General features: G+C 59.7%; 17 protein-coding genes and 1 tRNA gene. 7 read left to right on the top strand and 11 right to left on the bottom strand.

The genetic code is table 11. The features are described 5' to 3' along the window. Positions 1–4 precede the first annotated feature (4 nt). On the bottom strand, positions 5–373 hold the full coding sequence (locus HPQ64_RS01985) for a group I truncated hemoglobin (protein ID WP_210260055.1): 369 nt from the start codon (positions 371–373) through the stop codon (positions 5–7). Positions 374–733: 360 nt separating this feature from the next. Here HPQ64_RS01985 and HPQ64_RS01980 point away from each other — a divergent pair, with 360 nt between their 5' ends. The 4 genes from HPQ64_RS01980 to HPQ64_RS01965 all read left to right on the top strand — a co-directional run bounded on the left by HPQ64_RS01980 (position 734) and on the right by HPQ64_RS01965 (position 4,962). Then, the gene (locus HPQ64_RS01980; RefSeq protein ID WP_172886710.1) at positions 734–2,044 is read left to right on the top strand and encodes an extracellular solute-binding protein; all 1,311 of its coding nucleotides are present in this window, start codon (positions 734–736) and stop codon (positions 2,042–2,044) included. Between the two features lie 93 nt (positions 2,045–2,137). After that, a complete protein-coding gene (locus HPQ64_RS01975; protein ID WP_172886709.1) occupies positions 2,138–3,019 on the top strand; it encodes an ABC transporter permease subunit in 882 nt (293 codons plus the stop codon). 9 nt (positions 3,020–3,028) lie between these two features. Next, on the top strand, positions 3,029–3,871 hold the full coding sequence (ugpE, locus tag HPQ64_RS01970) for a sn-glycerol-3-phosphate ABC transporter permease UgpE (RefSeq protein WP_172886708.1): 843 nt from the start codon (positions 3,029–3,031) through the stop codon (positions 3,869–3,871). A gap of 8 nt (positions 3,872–3,879) precedes the next feature. After that, entirely contained in the window at positions 3,880–4,962 is a 1,083-nt protein-coding gene (locus HPQ64_RS01965; RefSeq protein ID WP_172886707.1) for a sn-glycerol-3-phosphate import ATP-binding protein UgpC, read from the top strand. Positions 4,963–5,042: 80 nt separating this feature from the next. Here the strand turns inward: HPQ64_RS01965 and HPQ64_RS01960 are convergent, their stop codons facing one another. Next, complete coding sequence (locus HPQ64_RS01960) at positions 5,043–5,306, bottom strand: hypothetical protein (RefSeq protein ID WP_172886706.1); 264 nt, start codon at positions 5,304–5,306, stop codon at positions 5,043–5,045. A gap of 322 nt (positions 5,307–5,628) precedes the next feature. On the opposite strand from HPQ64_RS01960, the gene HPQ64_RS01955 reads away from it, so the two are divergent. Together HPQ64_RS01955 and HPQ64_RS01950 are read left to right on the top strand one after the other, a co-directional pair. After that, the gene (locus HPQ64_RS01955; protein ID WP_160776965.1) at positions 5,629–6,060 is read left to right on the top strand and encodes an Hsp20 family protein; all 432 of its coding nucleotides are present in this window, start codon (positions 5,629–5,631) and stop codon (positions 6,058–6,060) included. A 49-nt stretch (positions 6,061–6,109) separates the two neighbouring features. Further along, complete coding sequence (locus HPQ64_RS01950) at positions 6,110–6,370, top strand: BQ00720 family protein (protein ID WP_172886705.1); 261 nt, start codon at positions 6,110–6,112, stop codon at positions 6,368–6,370. 94 nt (positions 6,371–6,464) lie between these two features. Here the strand turns inward: HPQ64_RS01950 and ptsN are convergent, their stop codons facing one another. The 9 genes from ptsN to HPQ64_RS01905 all read right to left on the bottom strand — a co-directional run bounded on the left by ptsN (position 6,465) and on the right by HPQ64_RS01905 (position 12,802). Then, positions 6,465–6,932, bottom strand: a complete 468-nt coding sequence (gene ptsN / locus HPQ64_RS01945) for a PTS IIA-like nitrogen regulatory protein PtsN (protein WP_172886704.1) — start codon at positions 6,930–6,932, stop codon at positions 6,465–6,467. 65 nt (positions 6,933–6,997) lie between these two features. Then, positions 6,998–7,582 carry a ribosome hibernation-promoting factor, HPF/YfiA family gene (gene hpf / locus HPQ64_RS01940; protein ID WP_172886703.1) on the bottom strand — a complete coding sequence of 195 codons (585 nt, stop codon included), beginning with the start codon at positions 7,580–7,582 and terminating at the stop codon, positions 6,998–7,000. After that, positions 7,579–7,854, bottom strand: coding sequence for a hypothetical protein (locus HPQ64_RS01935; protein WP_172886702.1), 276 nt, complete (start codon positions 7,852–7,854; stop codon positions 7,579–7,581). The genes hpf and HPQ64_RS01935 overlap by 4 nt, the downstream gene beginning before the upstream one ends. Before the next feature lie 32 nt (positions 7,855–7,886). Next, positions 7,887–9,422, bottom strand: coding sequence for an RNA polymerase factor sigma-54 (gene rpoN, locus HPQ64_RS01930; RefSeq protein WP_172886701.1), 1,536 nt, complete (start codon positions 9,420–9,422; stop codon positions 7,887–7,889). A gap of 100 nt (positions 9,423–9,522) precedes the next feature. Continuing rightward, positions 9,523–10,365, bottom strand: a complete 843-nt coding sequence (lptB, locus tag HPQ64_RS01925; protein WP_425483788.1) for an LPS export ABC transporter ATP-binding protein — start codon at positions 10,363–10,365, stop codon at positions 9,523–9,525. Positions 10,366–10,439: 74 nt separating this feature from the next. Beyond that, positions 10,440–11,000 carry an LptA/OstA family protein gene (locus HPQ64_RS01920; protein ID WP_210260054.1) on the bottom strand — a complete coding sequence of 187 codons (561 nt, stop codon included), beginning with the start codon at positions 10,998–11,000 and terminating at the stop codon, positions 10,440–10,442. Further along, positions 10,997–11,683, bottom strand: a complete 687-nt coding sequence (gene lptC / locus HPQ64_RS01915; RefSeq protein ID WP_172886700.1) for an LPS export ABC transporter periplasmic protein LptC — start codon at positions 11,681–11,683, stop codon at positions 10,997–10,999. The genes HPQ64_RS01920 and lptC overlap by 4 nt, the downstream gene beginning before the upstream one ends. A gap of 200 nt (positions 11,684–11,883) precedes the next feature. Next, on the bottom strand, positions 11,884–12,504 hold the full coding sequence (locus HPQ64_RS01910) for a ribonuclease D (protein WP_172886699.1): 621 nt from the start codon (positions 12,502–12,504) through the stop codon (positions 11,884–11,886). Positions 12,505–12,715: 211 nt separating this feature from the next. After that, positions 12,716–12,802 (bottom strand) — tRNA-Leu (locus tag HPQ64_RS01905). Positions 12,803–13,143: 341 nt separating this feature from the next. Between HPQ64_RS01905 and HPQ64_RS01900 the strand changes: the two genes are divergently transcribed. Further along, on the top strand, positions 13,144–14,118 hold the full coding sequence (locus HPQ64_RS01900; RefSeq protein WP_172886698.1) for a complex I NDUFA9 subunit family protein: 975 nt from the start codon (positions 13,144–13,146) through the stop codon (positions 14,116–14,118). The last annotated feature ends 82 nt before the right edge of the window (positions 14,119–14,200 follow it).

The following is a 14,200-nucleotide window of genomic DNA, read 5'->3' as shown; positions in this document are numbered from 1 at the left end:
CGCGTCAGGCTGCCGACGCGGCCCTATTCAGGACATCATCACGTGTCGTTTCGACGACCGTGAGAATCTTGTCGACGAGATGTCCTGGAACTGAGAGCTCTTCCAGCGTCGCCTTGATGTGCCCGCCGACATTGTCGAAATCCTTGTCGGTGAGGTTCAGGTGTGCGTGGGAGCTGCGCAAATCCTTGCCGTTATATTCTGCTGCGCCTCCAAGGGCGTAAGTAAGAAATAGGCGCATCTTCATTCTTTGCTTGGCAACTTCCATCCCAGCAAAGAAATGTGACGTCTTTTTATCATTCAGAAGGCGCGTATATAAAATATTTACCGCTGCGTCAACTGCAATCTTCCCACCTATTTCATCATATAACGACATCATATTTCCTTTCAATTATTTACAGTCGCAATAATAGTATTCAATACTTAAATTTCGATATATATATGCAAGCGTGGAAAAATTTCGGGCGCCTCGCAGGAGCACGGAGCGCCGCGCCGGCCCGTCTTACGTGCGCTTGCCCGGCAATTCGCCTGGTGTAGCCTCCACGCGCTGCTGGCCGCGCCCGCCTTCAAACCTGCAGCTGTCACCTAATGTTCATTTGAACGCCATTAATCTTTCATCCGAAAACGATTTGGTGCTATTCAGGATCAGTCGTCAGGCTAAGCCGGTCGATGGAGGATGCGGCAAAGGCCGATTGATCGAGTGGGCTATGAAAAGCAAACAAGTGTGGAGGACAGCATGAATTATCGCACCAGCATTGCGAGCCTTGTCGCGGCGGCGGCATTGGCTTCGACATCGACAAGCGCGTTCTCGGCGACGGATATTTCCTGGTGGCACGCGATGGGTGGCCGCCTCGGCGAGGTCGTGAACGAAATTTCCACCAACTACAACAAGGCGCAGGACGCTTGCCAGCTGACCCCGGTCTACAAGGGCGGCTACGAAGACACGCTGACGGCCGGCATCGCTTCGTTCCGTGCCGGCGAGCAACCGAACATCATCCAGGTCTTCGACGCGGGTGCGGCGACGATCATTGGCGCGAAGGGCGCGACCGTTCCGGTCGAGGATCTGCTCAAGGAAGCAGGCGTCGATTTCAATATCGAGGACTACATTTCCGGCGTTCGCTATTTCTATGCCGACAGCAATGGCAAGATGATCGGCATGCCGTTCAACTCCTCTTCGCCGATCATGTACGTCAATGAGGAGGCTCTGGAGAAGGCCGGCGTTCAGGCTCCGAAAACCTGGGAGGAGTTCGAGGAGATTGCGCCGAAGCTGAAAGAGGCCGGTTACATCCCTCTGACGCAGTCGCACACGCCGTGGATTTTCACCGAGAACTTCAAGTCGCGCCACAACCTCCAGTTCGCCACCAACAACAACGGTTATGATGGCGTCGAGGGCACCAAGCTGGTTTTCGGCGATCCGATCAAGAACCACTTCAAGGCCGTGAAGGACTGGCTCGACAATGGCTATTACGCCTATTACGGCGCTGGCTGGGGCGACAACCAGACGCCCTTCAACGACGGCAAGGTCGCATTCTGGCTCGGCTCGTCGGGGTCGTTCGGCGGTATTTCCCAGACGGTCCAGTTCCCCTTCTCCGCAACGTTCCTGCCTTATTGGGACGCGGTCGAGGGTGCGGGTACGGGCACGTTCATCGGCGGTGCGGCCCTGTTCGCGATGTCCGGCAAGCCTGCCGAGGAAAACAAGTGCGTCGCGTCCTTCTTCGAGTACCTGACGTCTCCGGAGGTCCAGTACTTCTGGCACCGTGAAACGGGCTATGTTCCGATCACGAATGCCGCTTATGAGCTGGCAAAGAAGGACGGCCATTACGAGCGCACGCCTGCCGCCGAAGTCGGCATCAAGCAGCTGTCCCTTCCCGGCGGCGATTGGACGAAGGGCTATCGGATGGGCTTCTACGTCCAGATCCGCGACGTCATGAACCGCGAATACGGCAAGATCTTTGCCGGTGAGGCGAGTGTGGACGAGGCTTTCGCCACCATCGAGGGAGAAGGCAACAAGCTGCTCGAGCGTTTTGCAAAGACCGCTCAGCAGTAAGTAGTCTGAATCAGTCTGCCGGGGGCGCGGTGGCGCCCCCGGTTCTTTCAAGTCTTCGGGCGAAGCGCTGGCCCGGGAGACTGCGGGGCACCAATGAAGAAAGTACAATTCCAGAACCGGTGGATTCCGTATCTGCTTCTTCTGCCGCAACTATCGATCGTCGCGGTGTTCTTCCTATGGCCAGCCGCAGAAGCGGTGCGTGCGTCGTTCTTTCTCGAAGACCCATTCGGTTTCGGATCGACATTCGTCGGTTTCGACAATTTCATCGACACCGTGTCTTCGAGCGACTATCTGCGTGTCACCCGTTTCACCGTGGTGTTCACGTTTTTCGTGACGTTTTTCTCACTCGGACTAGCGTTGCTCCTGGCGGTCAAGGCCGACAAGGTGCTGCATGGGTCATCCGCCTACAAGACATTGCTCATGTGGGTTTACGCGGTTGCCCCGCCGGTGGCGGGGCTGATCGGAATTCTGCTTTTCGACCAGCATGTCGGCCCGATTGTCGATATGGCCGCGCTGGTCGGATGGAAGATGCAGATCGGTGTGAACTATTTCGACACCGGCATGGCCATGACCATGGTCGCCGTCTGGAAGCAGATCCCGGTGAACTTCATATTCTTCCTGTCCGGGCTGCAGGGAATATCCAAGTCCGTCCAGGAAGCCGCCGCCATCGATTGCCGCTCCGGAATCAGGCGTTTCTGGACCGTCACATTCCCGCTGCTTGCGCCGACCGGCTTCTTCCTGCTGATAATCAACATCACCTACGCGTTTTTTGACACGTTCGGCATCATCGATGTCATGCTCAAGACCCAGCCCGGCAACGACCCGATAACGCTTGTCTACAAGGTTTATCAGGACGGCTTCCGTGGCAACGATCTGGGGGGATCTTCCGCGCAATCGGTTATCCTGATGCTCGTCGTGTTCGTTCTCACCATCGTCCAGTTCCGCCTCATCGAGCGGCGCGTGCATTATACCTGAGGAGCGGTCATGACTCGTTTGCGGCTTCTGGACCACATCATCCTTCTCGTTGGCGTGCTGTTCATGGTAACGCCCGTGGTTCTGGCATTCATCACATCGACGCATGACGCGGTGACGATCTATCGGTCGGGACTGCAGTTCACCCTGGGCGATAACTTCCTGTCGACCTACCGCACCGTTCTGACGGAAGCGGGAGGCTTCACGAAGCAGGTCGATGGCTTCGTGATGCTGAAAAATTCGCTCATACTGGGTCTCGGATTTTCGATCGGCAAGATCGTGATCTCGATGCTGGCGGCCTATGCGATCGTGTATTTCCGGTTTCCCGCGGCTTCTTTCTGCTTCTGGGTGATCTTTTCGACGCTCCTTCTTCCGCTGGAGGTCCGGATCCTTCCGTCCTATGAGATCGTGCAATCCCTCGGCCTCGTGAATACATATACTGGCCTGATCGTTCCGCTCATCGCCTCGGCGACCGGAACTTTCTTTTTCCGCCAGTTCTTCAAGTCGGTGCCCGAGGAACTGCTCGAAGCCGCCCGCATCGACGGCGCGGGGGCGTGGAAATTCTTCATCGACATCCTTGTCCCGCTTTCCAAGACGATGATCGCTGCGATCTTCATCATCATGTTCGTCTATGGCTGGAACCAGTACCTCTGGCCGACGTTGATCACGTCGGATGAGACCTTCTTTACGCTCGTTCGCGGCATAAAGCAGATTCTCCAGGTCTGGATCGGGGCGCAGATACCCGACTACAACGAAGCGATGGCGCTTGCGGTGCTCGCAATGCTGCCGCCGGTGATCGTTGTTGTCATCTTTCAAAGCTGGTTCATCAAAGGGCTCGTTGAGAGCGACAAGTGAGGAAGTGAATGGCGATCATTACCCTCGACAAAGTCCGAAAGGTCTATGCCGGCGGCGTAGAAGCCGTGAAGGGCGTTTCGATCGATATCGCGGACGGAGAGTTCATCGTTCTCGTTGGCCCGTCCGGCTGTGGCAAGTCCACGTTGCTCAGAATGGTCGCAGGACTTGAGGAGATATCCGACGGCGAAATCCGCATCGGCGAGCGCGTGGTCAACCGGGTGGAACCGGCGGACCGCGATATAGCGATGGTTTTTCAAAACTATGCGCTCTACCCGCATATGTCGGTCTACGACAATCTTGCCTATGGCCTCAGAAATCGTGGAACGGCGAAAAGCGAAATCGATGCGCGGGTCAAGGAGGCGGCGCGCATCCTCGAGATCGGTGATTTCCTCGACCGCAAGCCGCGCCAGCTTTCCGGCGGCCAGCGGCAGCGTGTCGCAATGGGGCGTGCGATCGTGCGAAAGCCAGCGGCCTTCCTCTTCGACGAACCGCTGTCCAACCTTGACGCGAAGCTACGCGTCCAGATGCGTATCGAGATCAAGCGCCTGCAGGAGGCGCTGGGGACGACGAGCGTATACGTCACGCACGACCAGCTTGAGGCGATGACGCTCGCCCACCGGCTTGTCGTCTTGAACCACGGCCGTATCGAGCAGATCGGAACGCCGCTGGAGGTCTACGAAAAGCCGGCTTCCACCTTCGTTGCCGGCTTCATCGGTTCTCCGGCCATGAACATTATTCCGGTCAAGTCAAAGGAAGGGCGTCTGCACCTGGAAAGCGGCGAAGGGCTCGACGCGCCGGATGGTTTCGGAGCGGAAAAGGCGCTTTTGGGCGTGAGACCCGAGGATCTGAAGGTGGATTTCGAGGGAGGGTCCAGCGACGATGCGCTCTCGCTCTCCATGAAGGTCATCGCCGTCGAGCCGGTGGGCGCGGAAAGCTATGTCCATGGGCGCATGAGCGGTGTTGCGGACGATGTCGTCGTTCGGGTGCCGGCGAAGGCGGAATACGCAGCGGGTGTATCGCTGTCCCTCAAAGCGCCGCGCGACCGGCTTCATATCTTCGATGCGGCGAATGGCCAGCGCCTGAACGGATAACATCGGACGCGCCCGGCCCCAGCGGCGTAACCGGGATGTTCGAACGCCGCGGAGCATAATGGCTTCGCGGCGTTTTACGTTCACTGCACGATTTTGACGTCGCGGATACGGTCGATGCCGTTCTCGCTTCCGTCGTAGGAAATCTCGACGCGGTCGCCCGGCTTCGCGGGAACGGTCAAGTTGAAATTCTTCAAGTCGACTTCCACGATCGTGCGGTCTGTCAGGTGTAACTGATGCTTCGCCTGATTATAGGAAAGGATACGGGAAGACAGAACGTCCGCATATGCGGTTGTTGCCGAAACGGCTAGCAGTGCAGCGGTTGCTGCCACGAAATATTGGCGCATGGCCGATTTTCCGATCAAGTGAAATACCCCGCACATATCCGCCCGGCGGGCGTTTTACGCAAGGTTCGCGCATTATCGGGGTTCCCGCCCTTGCCATAAAGCGCGAATTTCGCAGAGCCGATAACGCCTCCCCCGCATTTTCAACATGGCTTGCCTTCATCTTGAAACCATTGGCACAAGCCGCCATATCTATTGTCAACCGGGGGTCGGTTCCCCCCATGCCGGATGCCTGAAAAGGGTCCGCAATTCAGTTGGGTCCGTTGCCTATCGCGGGGCGGACAATAGCCGTTTGGGCGGCGGCCGCTTGAAAAGGGCAAAAGAAATGACGCGTGTATCGGCGTTTTCCAGTCCCCTTCTGCTCGGTTTTGACGATATCGAGCGGGTTCTGGACAGGGTCAGCAAGGCGACCAACGACGGTTATCCTCCTTATAATATCGAAAGAATGCCTCGTACCGACGGCCATGGCGATGTCATTCGCATCACGCTTGCCGTCGCCGGCTTCACACGAGAACAGCTTGACGTCTCGGTTGAGGAAAACCAGCTCGTCATCCGTGGCCGGCAGGAAGAAGAGGACAAGTCGCGGCAATTCCTCCATCGGGGTATCGCGGCGCGTCAGTTCCAGCGTACCTTTGTTCTTGCCGAAGGCATCGAGATACTGGGAGCGGAACTGAAGGATGGACTGCTGTCGATAGATCTCTTCCGGCCCGAACCGGAGCGGATCGTGCGGCGGATCGAAATTACGGCGCGCGACTGAGAAGCGGTTTCCTGTCAAGGCATACCGGTCGCATGTATTGGAGCAGCCAATGACCCGTGAAGAGTTCAAAACCGCGAGAATTCCGAGCGAGGCTCTGCAGAGCCTTGGCGCAGGACATATCGCCTATGTGAAACCGATGACGTCGGAAGACGTGAATTCGCTTTTTCCCGAGACACCGAAGCTCGAAGCCGGGCTGAAACTTTGGGTTCTGCTTCATGCCGACGGCACGCCGATCCTGCTCGCCGACAGCCGCGAGGCGGCGGTTGCGAATGCGGTGGAGCAGGAGCTGGAAACGGTAAGCCTGCACTGAACCGCCAGGCGAACATGTCGTTTATGATCGGAAAAAAGGGGAAGGCCCGGGCCTTCCCCTTTTTCATTGTTTGAGTTGACTAGCGTTGACCCTGTCAGGCCGCGTTTGAAGAGGCCGCGGGTTGCATCAGGATCGTATAAAGCGCTTCCGCGTCGGATGTCGCCCGCAGTTTCTGTGCGGTTCCGGAATCGCGCAGGAGGCGCGCGATCCGCGCAAGCGCCTTGAGGTGATCGGCGCCCGCCCCTTCGGGAGCGAGAAGCAGGAAGATAAGATCCACCGGCTGGTCGTCGAGAGCATCGAAATCGATCGGCTTTTCGAGCCGGGCAAACAGGCCGACGAGCTTGTCCAGCGCAACGAGCTTGCCATGCGGAATGGCGATGCCGTTGCCCACCCCCGTGGAGCCCAGCCTTTCACGCTGAAGGAGCGTGTCGAATATATCGCGCTGGGGCAGCCCGGTCACCGCAGCGGCTTTCGCCGCCAGTTCCTGGATCGCCTGCTTCTTGCTCGTTGCCTTGAGAACAGGGACCACGGCTTGCGGTGAGATCAGATCGCTAAGATCCATCAGATAATCTCTGCTTTCGGTTCAAACCCGGCCGGTCACGCAGCCTGGAATTGGATCTGCGCGGCTCATTCGGCCCGGCCGTTCTTGGCCAGATCAGGATCGATCCAGCCGAAGTTTCCGTCCGGGCGACGGTAAACCACGTTGACCGAGCCGCTTCCCGCATTGCGGAAAACGACAACCGGGGCTTCGCTCAGGTCGAGTTCCATGACCGCCATGCCGACAGTCATGGTTTTGATTTTGGCCGACGTTTCGGCGACGACAACGGGCGTGAAATCCGCTGGCAGTTCCTCGTCTTCCTCGGTGGAAGCGAGTACATATGCCGCCGCCTCAAGCGCATCACGGCCATTGCCCGCGTTCTTGTGGTCTTTCAGCTTGCGCTTGTAGCGGCGCAGGCGCTTTTCGATGCGGTCAGCCGCGGCGTCGAAACTGGGGCGCGGGTCCTGGCTGTCGGCGGAAACCTGGAGAACGATGCCGGTGTCGAGGTGCAACGCGCACTCCGTGCGGAAGCCGGAGCCTTCGCGGCCGATCGTGATATGGCCCGTGTATCCCCCGTCGAAATACTTCGACATGGCTTCCTGGACCCGATCTTCGATGTGGGTGCGTAGCGCGTCGCCGACATCGACGTTTTTCCCCGAAACCCGCAGTGTCATGGGAACCTCTTATCGTTATTGAAACGAACCTGTGTGATCGCCTTTACAGGCTGTTCCGCTTCATGCCGTGCGCCCTTCGGCATACCGGGGCCGCCGCCCAAACGGCAAAAGCCGGTTGCCACACCCACTTCCGGCGCGGTCCGGCTGCGGCGGTCGCTATAAGCGGCCTTGCCTGCGAAGTCAATTGATGGCGTCATCGAAATCGCAAGCAACCGTTCACGCTCACCACCGGCACGTTTGTTGAGTGTTCGACAAGTCGCGGCAACTGACATGGTCCGTACCTACAGAATCGGATCGGAAGCCATCATGCGCTCCTGGCGCGAGCGCGCTTTTCCCGTCTCCTTTGAACCGATGAGCCGATGCGCATCGATTCCCTGTATTTTGCAACTGTTCGGCGGGCAATGTCGATGCCTTCTTGTTGCAGATTTTTGACAATCGCATCATCGGACAGCACCGCGTCGGCACTTTCGGCGTCGATCATCTGTTTTATTCTGTAACGTACTGATTCCGCAGAGTGGTCGTCGCCGCCTGCCGTCGCCGCGATGGCGGAGGTAAAGAAGTACTTCAGCTCGAAGATCCCGCGTGGGGTGGACATATATTTGTTCGATGTCACACGGCTGACGGTCGATTCATGCATTTCGATCGCCTCGGCGATGGCGCGAAGGTTCAGCGGACGCAGGTGACGTACCCCATGCGTCAGGAAGGCGTCCTGCTGACGGACGATTTCGCTCGACACCTTGAGGATCGTGCGTGCGCGCTGGTCCAGGCTCTTCACGAGCCAGTTCGCCGTTTGCAGGCAATCTGTCAGGAACGCCTTGTCGGTATCGGACTTCGCCGTCTTCGAAACCGTGGCGTAATAGTTCTGGTTCACAAGCAGTCTGGGCAGGGTTTCCGAGTTCAGCTCTATGGACCATCCGCCGTCGGAGGCGGGGGTGACAAGAACGTCAGGAACGACCGGCTGCAAGGGGGCGGAGGAAAAGCCGCTTCCGGGCTTGGGATCAAGAAGCTTCAGTTCGCCGATCATATCGGCGAGATCCTCATCGTCCACGCCGCACAGGCGCTTGAGTGCGGCATAGTCGTGACGTGCCAGGAGCTCGAGATTGTCGATCAGCGCCTCCATTGCCGGGTCGAACCGGTTCTTCTCCTTCAGCTGGAGGGCAAGGCACTCCTGCAGAGACGTTGCGAACACGCCCGTCGGCTCGAAGGTCTGGAGTACCTCCAGCACCGCATCGATGCGGCTTCGCTCCACGCCGAGGCGCTGCGCCGCCTCGTCCAGATCGATGCGCAAGTACCCGTCGCTGTCGAGGCTGTCGACCAGGTGGCCGGCGATAATGCGATCCGCGGGCTCCGTTATGGCAAGCGGGACCTGCTCGCCCAGATGTTGGGAAAGGGAAACCTCGGAGGCGACGAACGACTCGAGATTGTAATCGTCGCTGGAAACGTGGGACGAGGAGGGGCCCGGCGCCTGCCAGGGATCGCCTTTCATCGCAGCCGTGTCCGGCGCCTGCTGAACGCCGCTGTCGTCCTGGAAGACGTTACCGAGGTCTGTATCCATCCGCGAGGCGATTTCGGAAGAGCGGGGGTCGAGGTCCCGCTGCATCCAGTCTTCGTCCGGGGCCGCAGTGTCGCCGTTCTCGGCCGGATCCGGCTGGGGCGCCGGATCGTCCGCGCCCTGCTGCGGATCGGGGCGTTCCAGCAGCGGATTGCGCTCCAGTTCGTTCTCCACATAGGAGACGAGATCGATATTGGACATTTGCAGCAGCTTGATGGCCTGCATCAGCTGCGGCGTCATCACCAGCGACTGGGATTGCCTGAATTCGAGCTTCGGCGATAGTGCCATGTGCATTCCTGCGGTCCGCTCGCCGGATGCCGGACCGGTTTTCCGACATCCTCCCCCGCGATGGTCCGATTCTTGCTTTGTAGTTTAATCTACGATTCGCTCAAAGCGTAAATTGCTCTCCGAGGTAGAGGCGGCGCACATCGGGATTGGCGACGATCTCATAGGGGCTGCCTTCGGTCAGCACTTCTCCGGCGGCGATGATATAGGCGCGGTCGATCAGGCCGAGCGTTTCGCGCACGTTATGGTCGGTGATGAGAACGCCGATCCCGCGTTGGGTCAGGTGGCGGACGAGTTGCTGGATATCGCCGACGGCGATCGGGTCGATACCGGCGAAAGGCTCGTCGAGCAGCATGAAGGAGGGCCTGCTCGCCAGTGCCCTGGCGATTTCCACGCGCCGGCGTTCGCCGCCCGAAAGCGCTATCGCCGGCGATTTGCGCAGATGCGTGACGCCGAATTCGTCAAGCAGGGCATCGAGGTCCGCTTCGCGCTGGTTCCTGTCGGGCTCGACGACCTCAAGCACGGCGCGAATGTTTTCCTCGACCGTCAGGCCGCGGAAGATGGAGGCTTCCTGAGGCAGGTAGCCGATACCGAGACGCGCCCGGCGATACATCGGCAGCCGGGTAATGTCGAAACCGTCAAGCCGGATCGTGCCATGGTCGGGCTGTATCAGGCCGGTTATCATGTAAAAGCACGTCGTCTTGCCCGCGCCGTTCGGCCCGAGGAGGCCTACCGCCTCGCCACGTTCGACGGAAAGGCTCACATGGCGCACGACCTGACGGCGCCGATAGGATTTTCCGATGCCGTCGACAACCAGAAAGCCATCCTCCGCATGCACCGTGCCGACGGCGTCATGCCCGGAATGCGTTCCCGCATGGACCTCCGGGGCATAGGCGTTGCCATGGCCGTCAGACGATTTGCGAAACAGGGGGGAGAAGAGCTTCACGGATATCCAGTGCCGTTCAGGAAACTTTGCCGAATGCGTTGTTTAGGCGCATAACGCGGCGCTGTCGAGCCGTGTCAGTTGCCGCTTTGCTGCGCCTTGAAGCCGTTCGGCTGGATGAGCACCTTCACGCGACCGCTCTTGGGCGCCTCCAGGTCCGCCTGCCCGGTCTTCAGGTTGACCGTCAGCTTGCTGCCGACAACCACATTAGGGCCTTGCGAAAGCACCACTTCGTCACCCGTCATGACCATGACCTGGCGGTTCATGTCGAATGTCGCTTCCTCGCCGGTCGCGGTCTGGTCCCTGGAAGCGATATAGACCCTTCCGCTGGCTTCAAGCTTCGAAATGCGCTGCTGGACACCGTCGGTTGCCGAGCCGGCGTAATAGACGACAAGCCGCTGGGTTTTCAGCACCGAGTCGCCTTGCGTCACGTGCACGTCGCCGGAGAATACGGCGCTCTGGTCCTTGTCCTGGACCTTCAGTTCCTTCGCCTCGATCTGGATCGGCTCGCGATCGTTGGAGCCGAAGCCGGCAAAGGCGTCCGAGAAGGTTTGGGCACTTGCCATGGACCCTGCCGTAAGTGTCAGGACGGATGTCACCGCCAGGGCAAGCGCAAGTTTGCCGAATGTGCGCGTCATTGTTCGGTCTCCTTTGCCGGCGGCTGCAGGGTCATCGATATCCCGTCGGAGAATACAAGGGAACTGTCGTGTTGATCAAAACGCATTCGCGTGGCCTTGAGCGTGCCGTGGCTGGTGGCGATTGAAATGGGATCGTCGGTCTTCAGCGATCCTTCGTCGAGATCCACGAAAAGCCGTTCAAGCTCCGCCGAATGCCCGTCGCTGGTGGAAACGGAAATTCCTCCTGAAAGCCGAAGCGTCTCCGCCTGGCTGTCGTAGGTGCCGCTCGCGGCCTCGATCGCAACCCTCTGGTCCGGGTCGACCTTCAGTTCCGCGACGATCGTTTCGAGGTCGAAAATGCGGGGGTCGGAAATTCGCTGGATGGCCCTGGTCGCGGCCACGCGATAGGAGCGCTTGCCGTCATGGCCGGAAAGCTCCGGCTGGTCCATTACGAGCCCGTCCGCGGTCAGGCTGATCTTGCCGAAGCCGAGACCTGACAGATAGTTGGTGATTCCGATCGTGACGACGACACCGACGAAGAGAAGGGCACCCGCCCCCGGGATCGCCACTTTCAGGATCCTGACGAGGCGGCTGTGGCGCGTCGCGGCACGCCGCGCGCTTATCCGCCGCGAACTCTCCACGCCGCTCCAGTCCGCTTCGAAGCGGCCGGCCGTCAGGTGGGCGTCGTGGAGGCGTTTGTCCATCGTAGAAGCGTCTGCGATTCCCGCCGGAAACGCTCGCGGACGAGGCGGCTATCACCAACCTCTCCGGAAACGCTCCAGAACTTTCTGCTCGTGACATCGGTCGAACGGGGCACCATCACCCGTTCCCATCACATATATAGGCGAGGCGGGCGAGAATGTCTTGGTGCCAAGTACCGCGTGATTGCACCGACCCGGGTTTTTCAGGAATGGGCGAAAATATCGGTTTCCTCGAAGCCCGCGAGGTCGAGTTTCGCGCGGGTCGGCAGGAAGGTGAAGGCGGCTTGCGCGAAGGCCGTTCTTTCTTCGCGCTCGAGAAGGGCCGTCAGGCGCTCGCGCAGGTCGTGAAGGTATAAAACGTCCGAAGCGGCATAGGCGAGCTGCGCATCGCTCAGATCCTCGCTTGCCCAATCGGACGACTGCTGCTGCTTGGAAATCTCCACGCCGATCAGTTCGCGGCATAGGTCCTTGAGGCCGTGACGGTCGGTATAGGTGCGCACGAGCTTGGAGGCGATCTTGGTGCAGAAGACGGGCTCGGCCATGACGCCCAGGTATTTATGGATCACCGCAAGGTCGAACCGGGCAAAGTGGAAGATCTTGGTCTTGCCGGGGTCGCGGATAAGGCGCGCAAGGTTCGGCGCTTCCCGCTGTCCCCGGTCGATCTGCACGACATCCGCGGTCCCGTCGCCGGGCGACAGTTGCACCACGCAAAGCCGGTCGCGATGCGGGTTGAGGCCGAGCGTTTCCGTGTCGATGGCGACGGCCTCGGCATTCGCATAGGCGTCGAGATCGGGAAGGTCGTTTTTATGCAGGCGGATGGTCATGGCGGCCTCTGTCGATCAACCTCGCATCATCTCGACTGATGCGCGAGCAAAAGTCCGGTGCGCGGGTGAAGGTCGATTTATTTAGCTTGCCTGCATGATTCGCGGGAAACAAAAAAGCGGCCGGGCAAGCCTCGGCCGCTTTTTTTGATGTCTCGTCGACCGGTCTCTCGTCAATATCGGTTTTCGAGCGAAAAACGATAACGAGAGCAATTGGTGCCCAGGAGAGGACTCGAACCTCCACGCCCTTGCGAGCACTAGCACCTGAAGCTAGCGCGTCTACCAATTCCGCCACCTGGGCACGTGAGGGGAGCTTCTAAGCACGACGCGGGGGCTTGTCAACGACCGCGTTCGGACAAAATGAATTTCATGCACAACGTGCCTTCACATGGGGCCGGCCAGCGGATATGAGAGCAGAAAGCGGCTTGCGCCCGCGGGCCTGCGATCCATGCTTGCGTGCCCTTGGTCTGGCATCGCAGCAGGTGGCCAGGCGCAAGGCGCTCCTTGCAAGGAAGGGCCATGTCGCGAATGGCCCGATTGAACGGGCGCCTCGGCGCGCTGGAAGAGGCAGGGTGATCGGCCGGTTCATCCCCGGTGTGGCCGGGGAAATACGGACGGTCCCAAAGCGGCAGGAGCATAGGCATGGCAACCGCCTTGAATGGCAAGCTCGTAACGGTCTTCGGCGGATCCGGCTTCATCGGCAGATATGTCGTGCGCTCGCTTGCGCGGCGGGGGTATCGCGTGCGCGTCGCCGTGCGCCGGCCCGATCTTGCCGAGCATGTCCAGCCGCTCGGCGTGCCGGGCCAGATCATGCCCGTGCAGGCCAACCTTCGGTACAGATGGTCTGTTGACAGGGCGGTTGAAGGGGCGGATGCCGTGGTCAACTGCGTCGGCATCCTGCACCAGGCGGGCGCGCAGACCTTCGATGCGGTGCAGAGCTTCGGTCCGCGTGCGATTGCCGAAGCCGCCCGCGCGGCAGGCATCAAAAGGGTTGTGCACATTTCCGCGATCGGCGCGGATCCCGAGGCCGAATCCGGCTATGCGCGCTCGAAGGCCGCGGGCGAAAAGGGAATGTTCGAAACTGTTCCGGAAGCGATCGTGTTCCGGCCCTCGGTCGTGTTTGGCCCCGAGGATGAATTCTTCAACCGCTTTGCGGATATGGCGCGCATCTCTCCCGTTTTGCCGCTGATTGGTGGCGGGGAGACGAAGTTTCAGCCGGTTTATGTGGCGGATGTCGCGGAAGCGGTGGCGCGCGCCGTCGACGGCGATGCGAAGGAAGGCACGGTCTATGAGCTTGGCGGGCCGGACATCAAGAGCTTCCGCGAGTGCATGGAAGGTCTGCTGGCCGTCGTCAGGCGCAAGCGTCTTCTGGTTTCCATTCCTTTCGGGGTCGCGTCGATCCAGGCCCGCATCCTGCAAGTTCTGCCGAAACCGCCCCTGACGATCGATCAGGTAAAACAGCTCAAGGTCGACAATGTCGTGTCCGAAGGCGCGATCAAGGAAGGGCGGACGTTGAAGGGCCTCGGCGTGGAAGCTCACACGCTTGCCGCCATCCTGCCGACCTATCTCGGCCGCTTCCGCCTGCATGGCCAGTACGACGAGCACCGCACCGTTTGATGCGTGTATCGTTATAGTTAAAGATGAAAGCGCCGGACCGTATCCAGTCCGGCGCATTTTCGTTCTAGGCATTATTTGAACA

It is taken from the genome of Hongsoonwoonella zoysiae (genome assembly GCF_013266695.1).
In the GTDB taxonomy this organism is placed as follows: domain Bacteria; phylum Pseudomonadota; class Alphaproteobacteria; order Rhizobiales; family Stappiaceae; genus Hongsoonwoonella; species Hongsoonwoonella zoysiae.
The sequence above is the reverse complement of the archived record's forward strand: the minus strand, read 5'-3'. Positions and strand labels throughout refer to the sequence as shown.

Excerpts from the sequence above, each read along its gene's own strand:
- HPQ64_RS01985 (WP_210260055.1), bottom strand. The coding sequence starts at position 373 with ATGTCGTTATATGATGAAATAGGTGGGAAGATTGCAGTTGACGCAGCG.
- HPQ64_RS01980 (WP_172886710.1), top strand. The coding sequence starts at position 734 with ATGAATTATCGCACCAGCATTGCGAGCCTTGTCGCGGCGGCGGCATTG.
- HPQ64_RS01975 (WP_172886709.1), top strand. The coding sequence starts at position 2,138 with ATGAAGAAAGTACAATTCCAGAACCGGTGGATTCCGTATCTGCTTCTT.
- ugpE (WP_172886708.1), top strand. The coding sequence starts at position 3,029 with ATGACTCGTTTGCGGCTTCTGGACCACATCATCCTTCTCGTTGGCGTG.
- HPQ64_RS01965 (WP_172886707.1), top strand. The coding sequence starts at position 3,880 with ATGGCGATCATTACCCTCGACAAAGTCCGAAAGGTCTATGCCGGCGGC.
- HPQ64_RS01960 (WP_172886706.1), bottom strand. The coding sequence starts at position 5,306 with ATGCGCCAATATTTCGTGGCAGCAACCGCTGCACTGCTAGCCGTTTCG.
- HPQ64_RS01955 (WP_160776965.1), top strand. The coding sequence starts at position 5,629 with ATGACGCGTGTATCGGCGTTTTCCAGTCCCCTTCTGCTCGGTTTTGAC.
- HPQ64_RS01950 (WP_172886705.1), top strand. The coding sequence starts at position 6,110 with ATGACCCGTGAAGAGTTCAAAACCGCGAGAATTCCGAGCGAGGCTCTG.
- ptsN (WP_172886704.1), bottom strand. The coding sequence starts at position 6,932 with ATGGATCTTAGCGATCTGATCTCACCGCAAGCCGTGGTCCCTGTTCTC.
- hpf (WP_172886703.1), bottom strand. The coding sequence starts at position 7,582 with ATGACACTGCGGGTTTCGGGGAAAAACGTCGATGTCGGCGACGCGCTA.
- HPQ64_RS01935 (WP_172886702.1), bottom strand. The coding sequence starts at position 7,854 with ATGTCAGTTGCCGCGACTTGTCGAACACTCAACAAACGTGCCGGTGGT.
- rpoN (WP_172886701.1), bottom strand. The coding sequence starts at position 9,422 with ATGGCACTATCGCCGAAGCTCGAATTCAGGCAATCCCAGTCGCTGGTG.
- HPQ64_RS01920 (WP_210260054.1), bottom strand. The coding sequence starts at position 11,000 with ATGACGCGCACATTCGGCAAACTTGCGCTTGCCCTGGCGGTGACATCC.
- lptC (WP_172886700.1), bottom strand. The coding sequence starts at position 11,683 with ATGGACAAACGCCTCCACGACGCCCACCTGACGGCCGGCCGCTTCGAA.
- HPQ64_RS01910 (WP_172886699.1), bottom strand. The coding sequence starts at position 12,504 with ATGACCATCCGCCTGCATAAAAACGACCTTCCCGATCTCGACGCCTAT.
- HPQ64_RS01900 (WP_172886698.1), top strand. The coding sequence starts at position 13,144 with ATGGCAACCGCCTTGAATGGCAAGCTCGTAACGGTCTTCGGCGGATCC.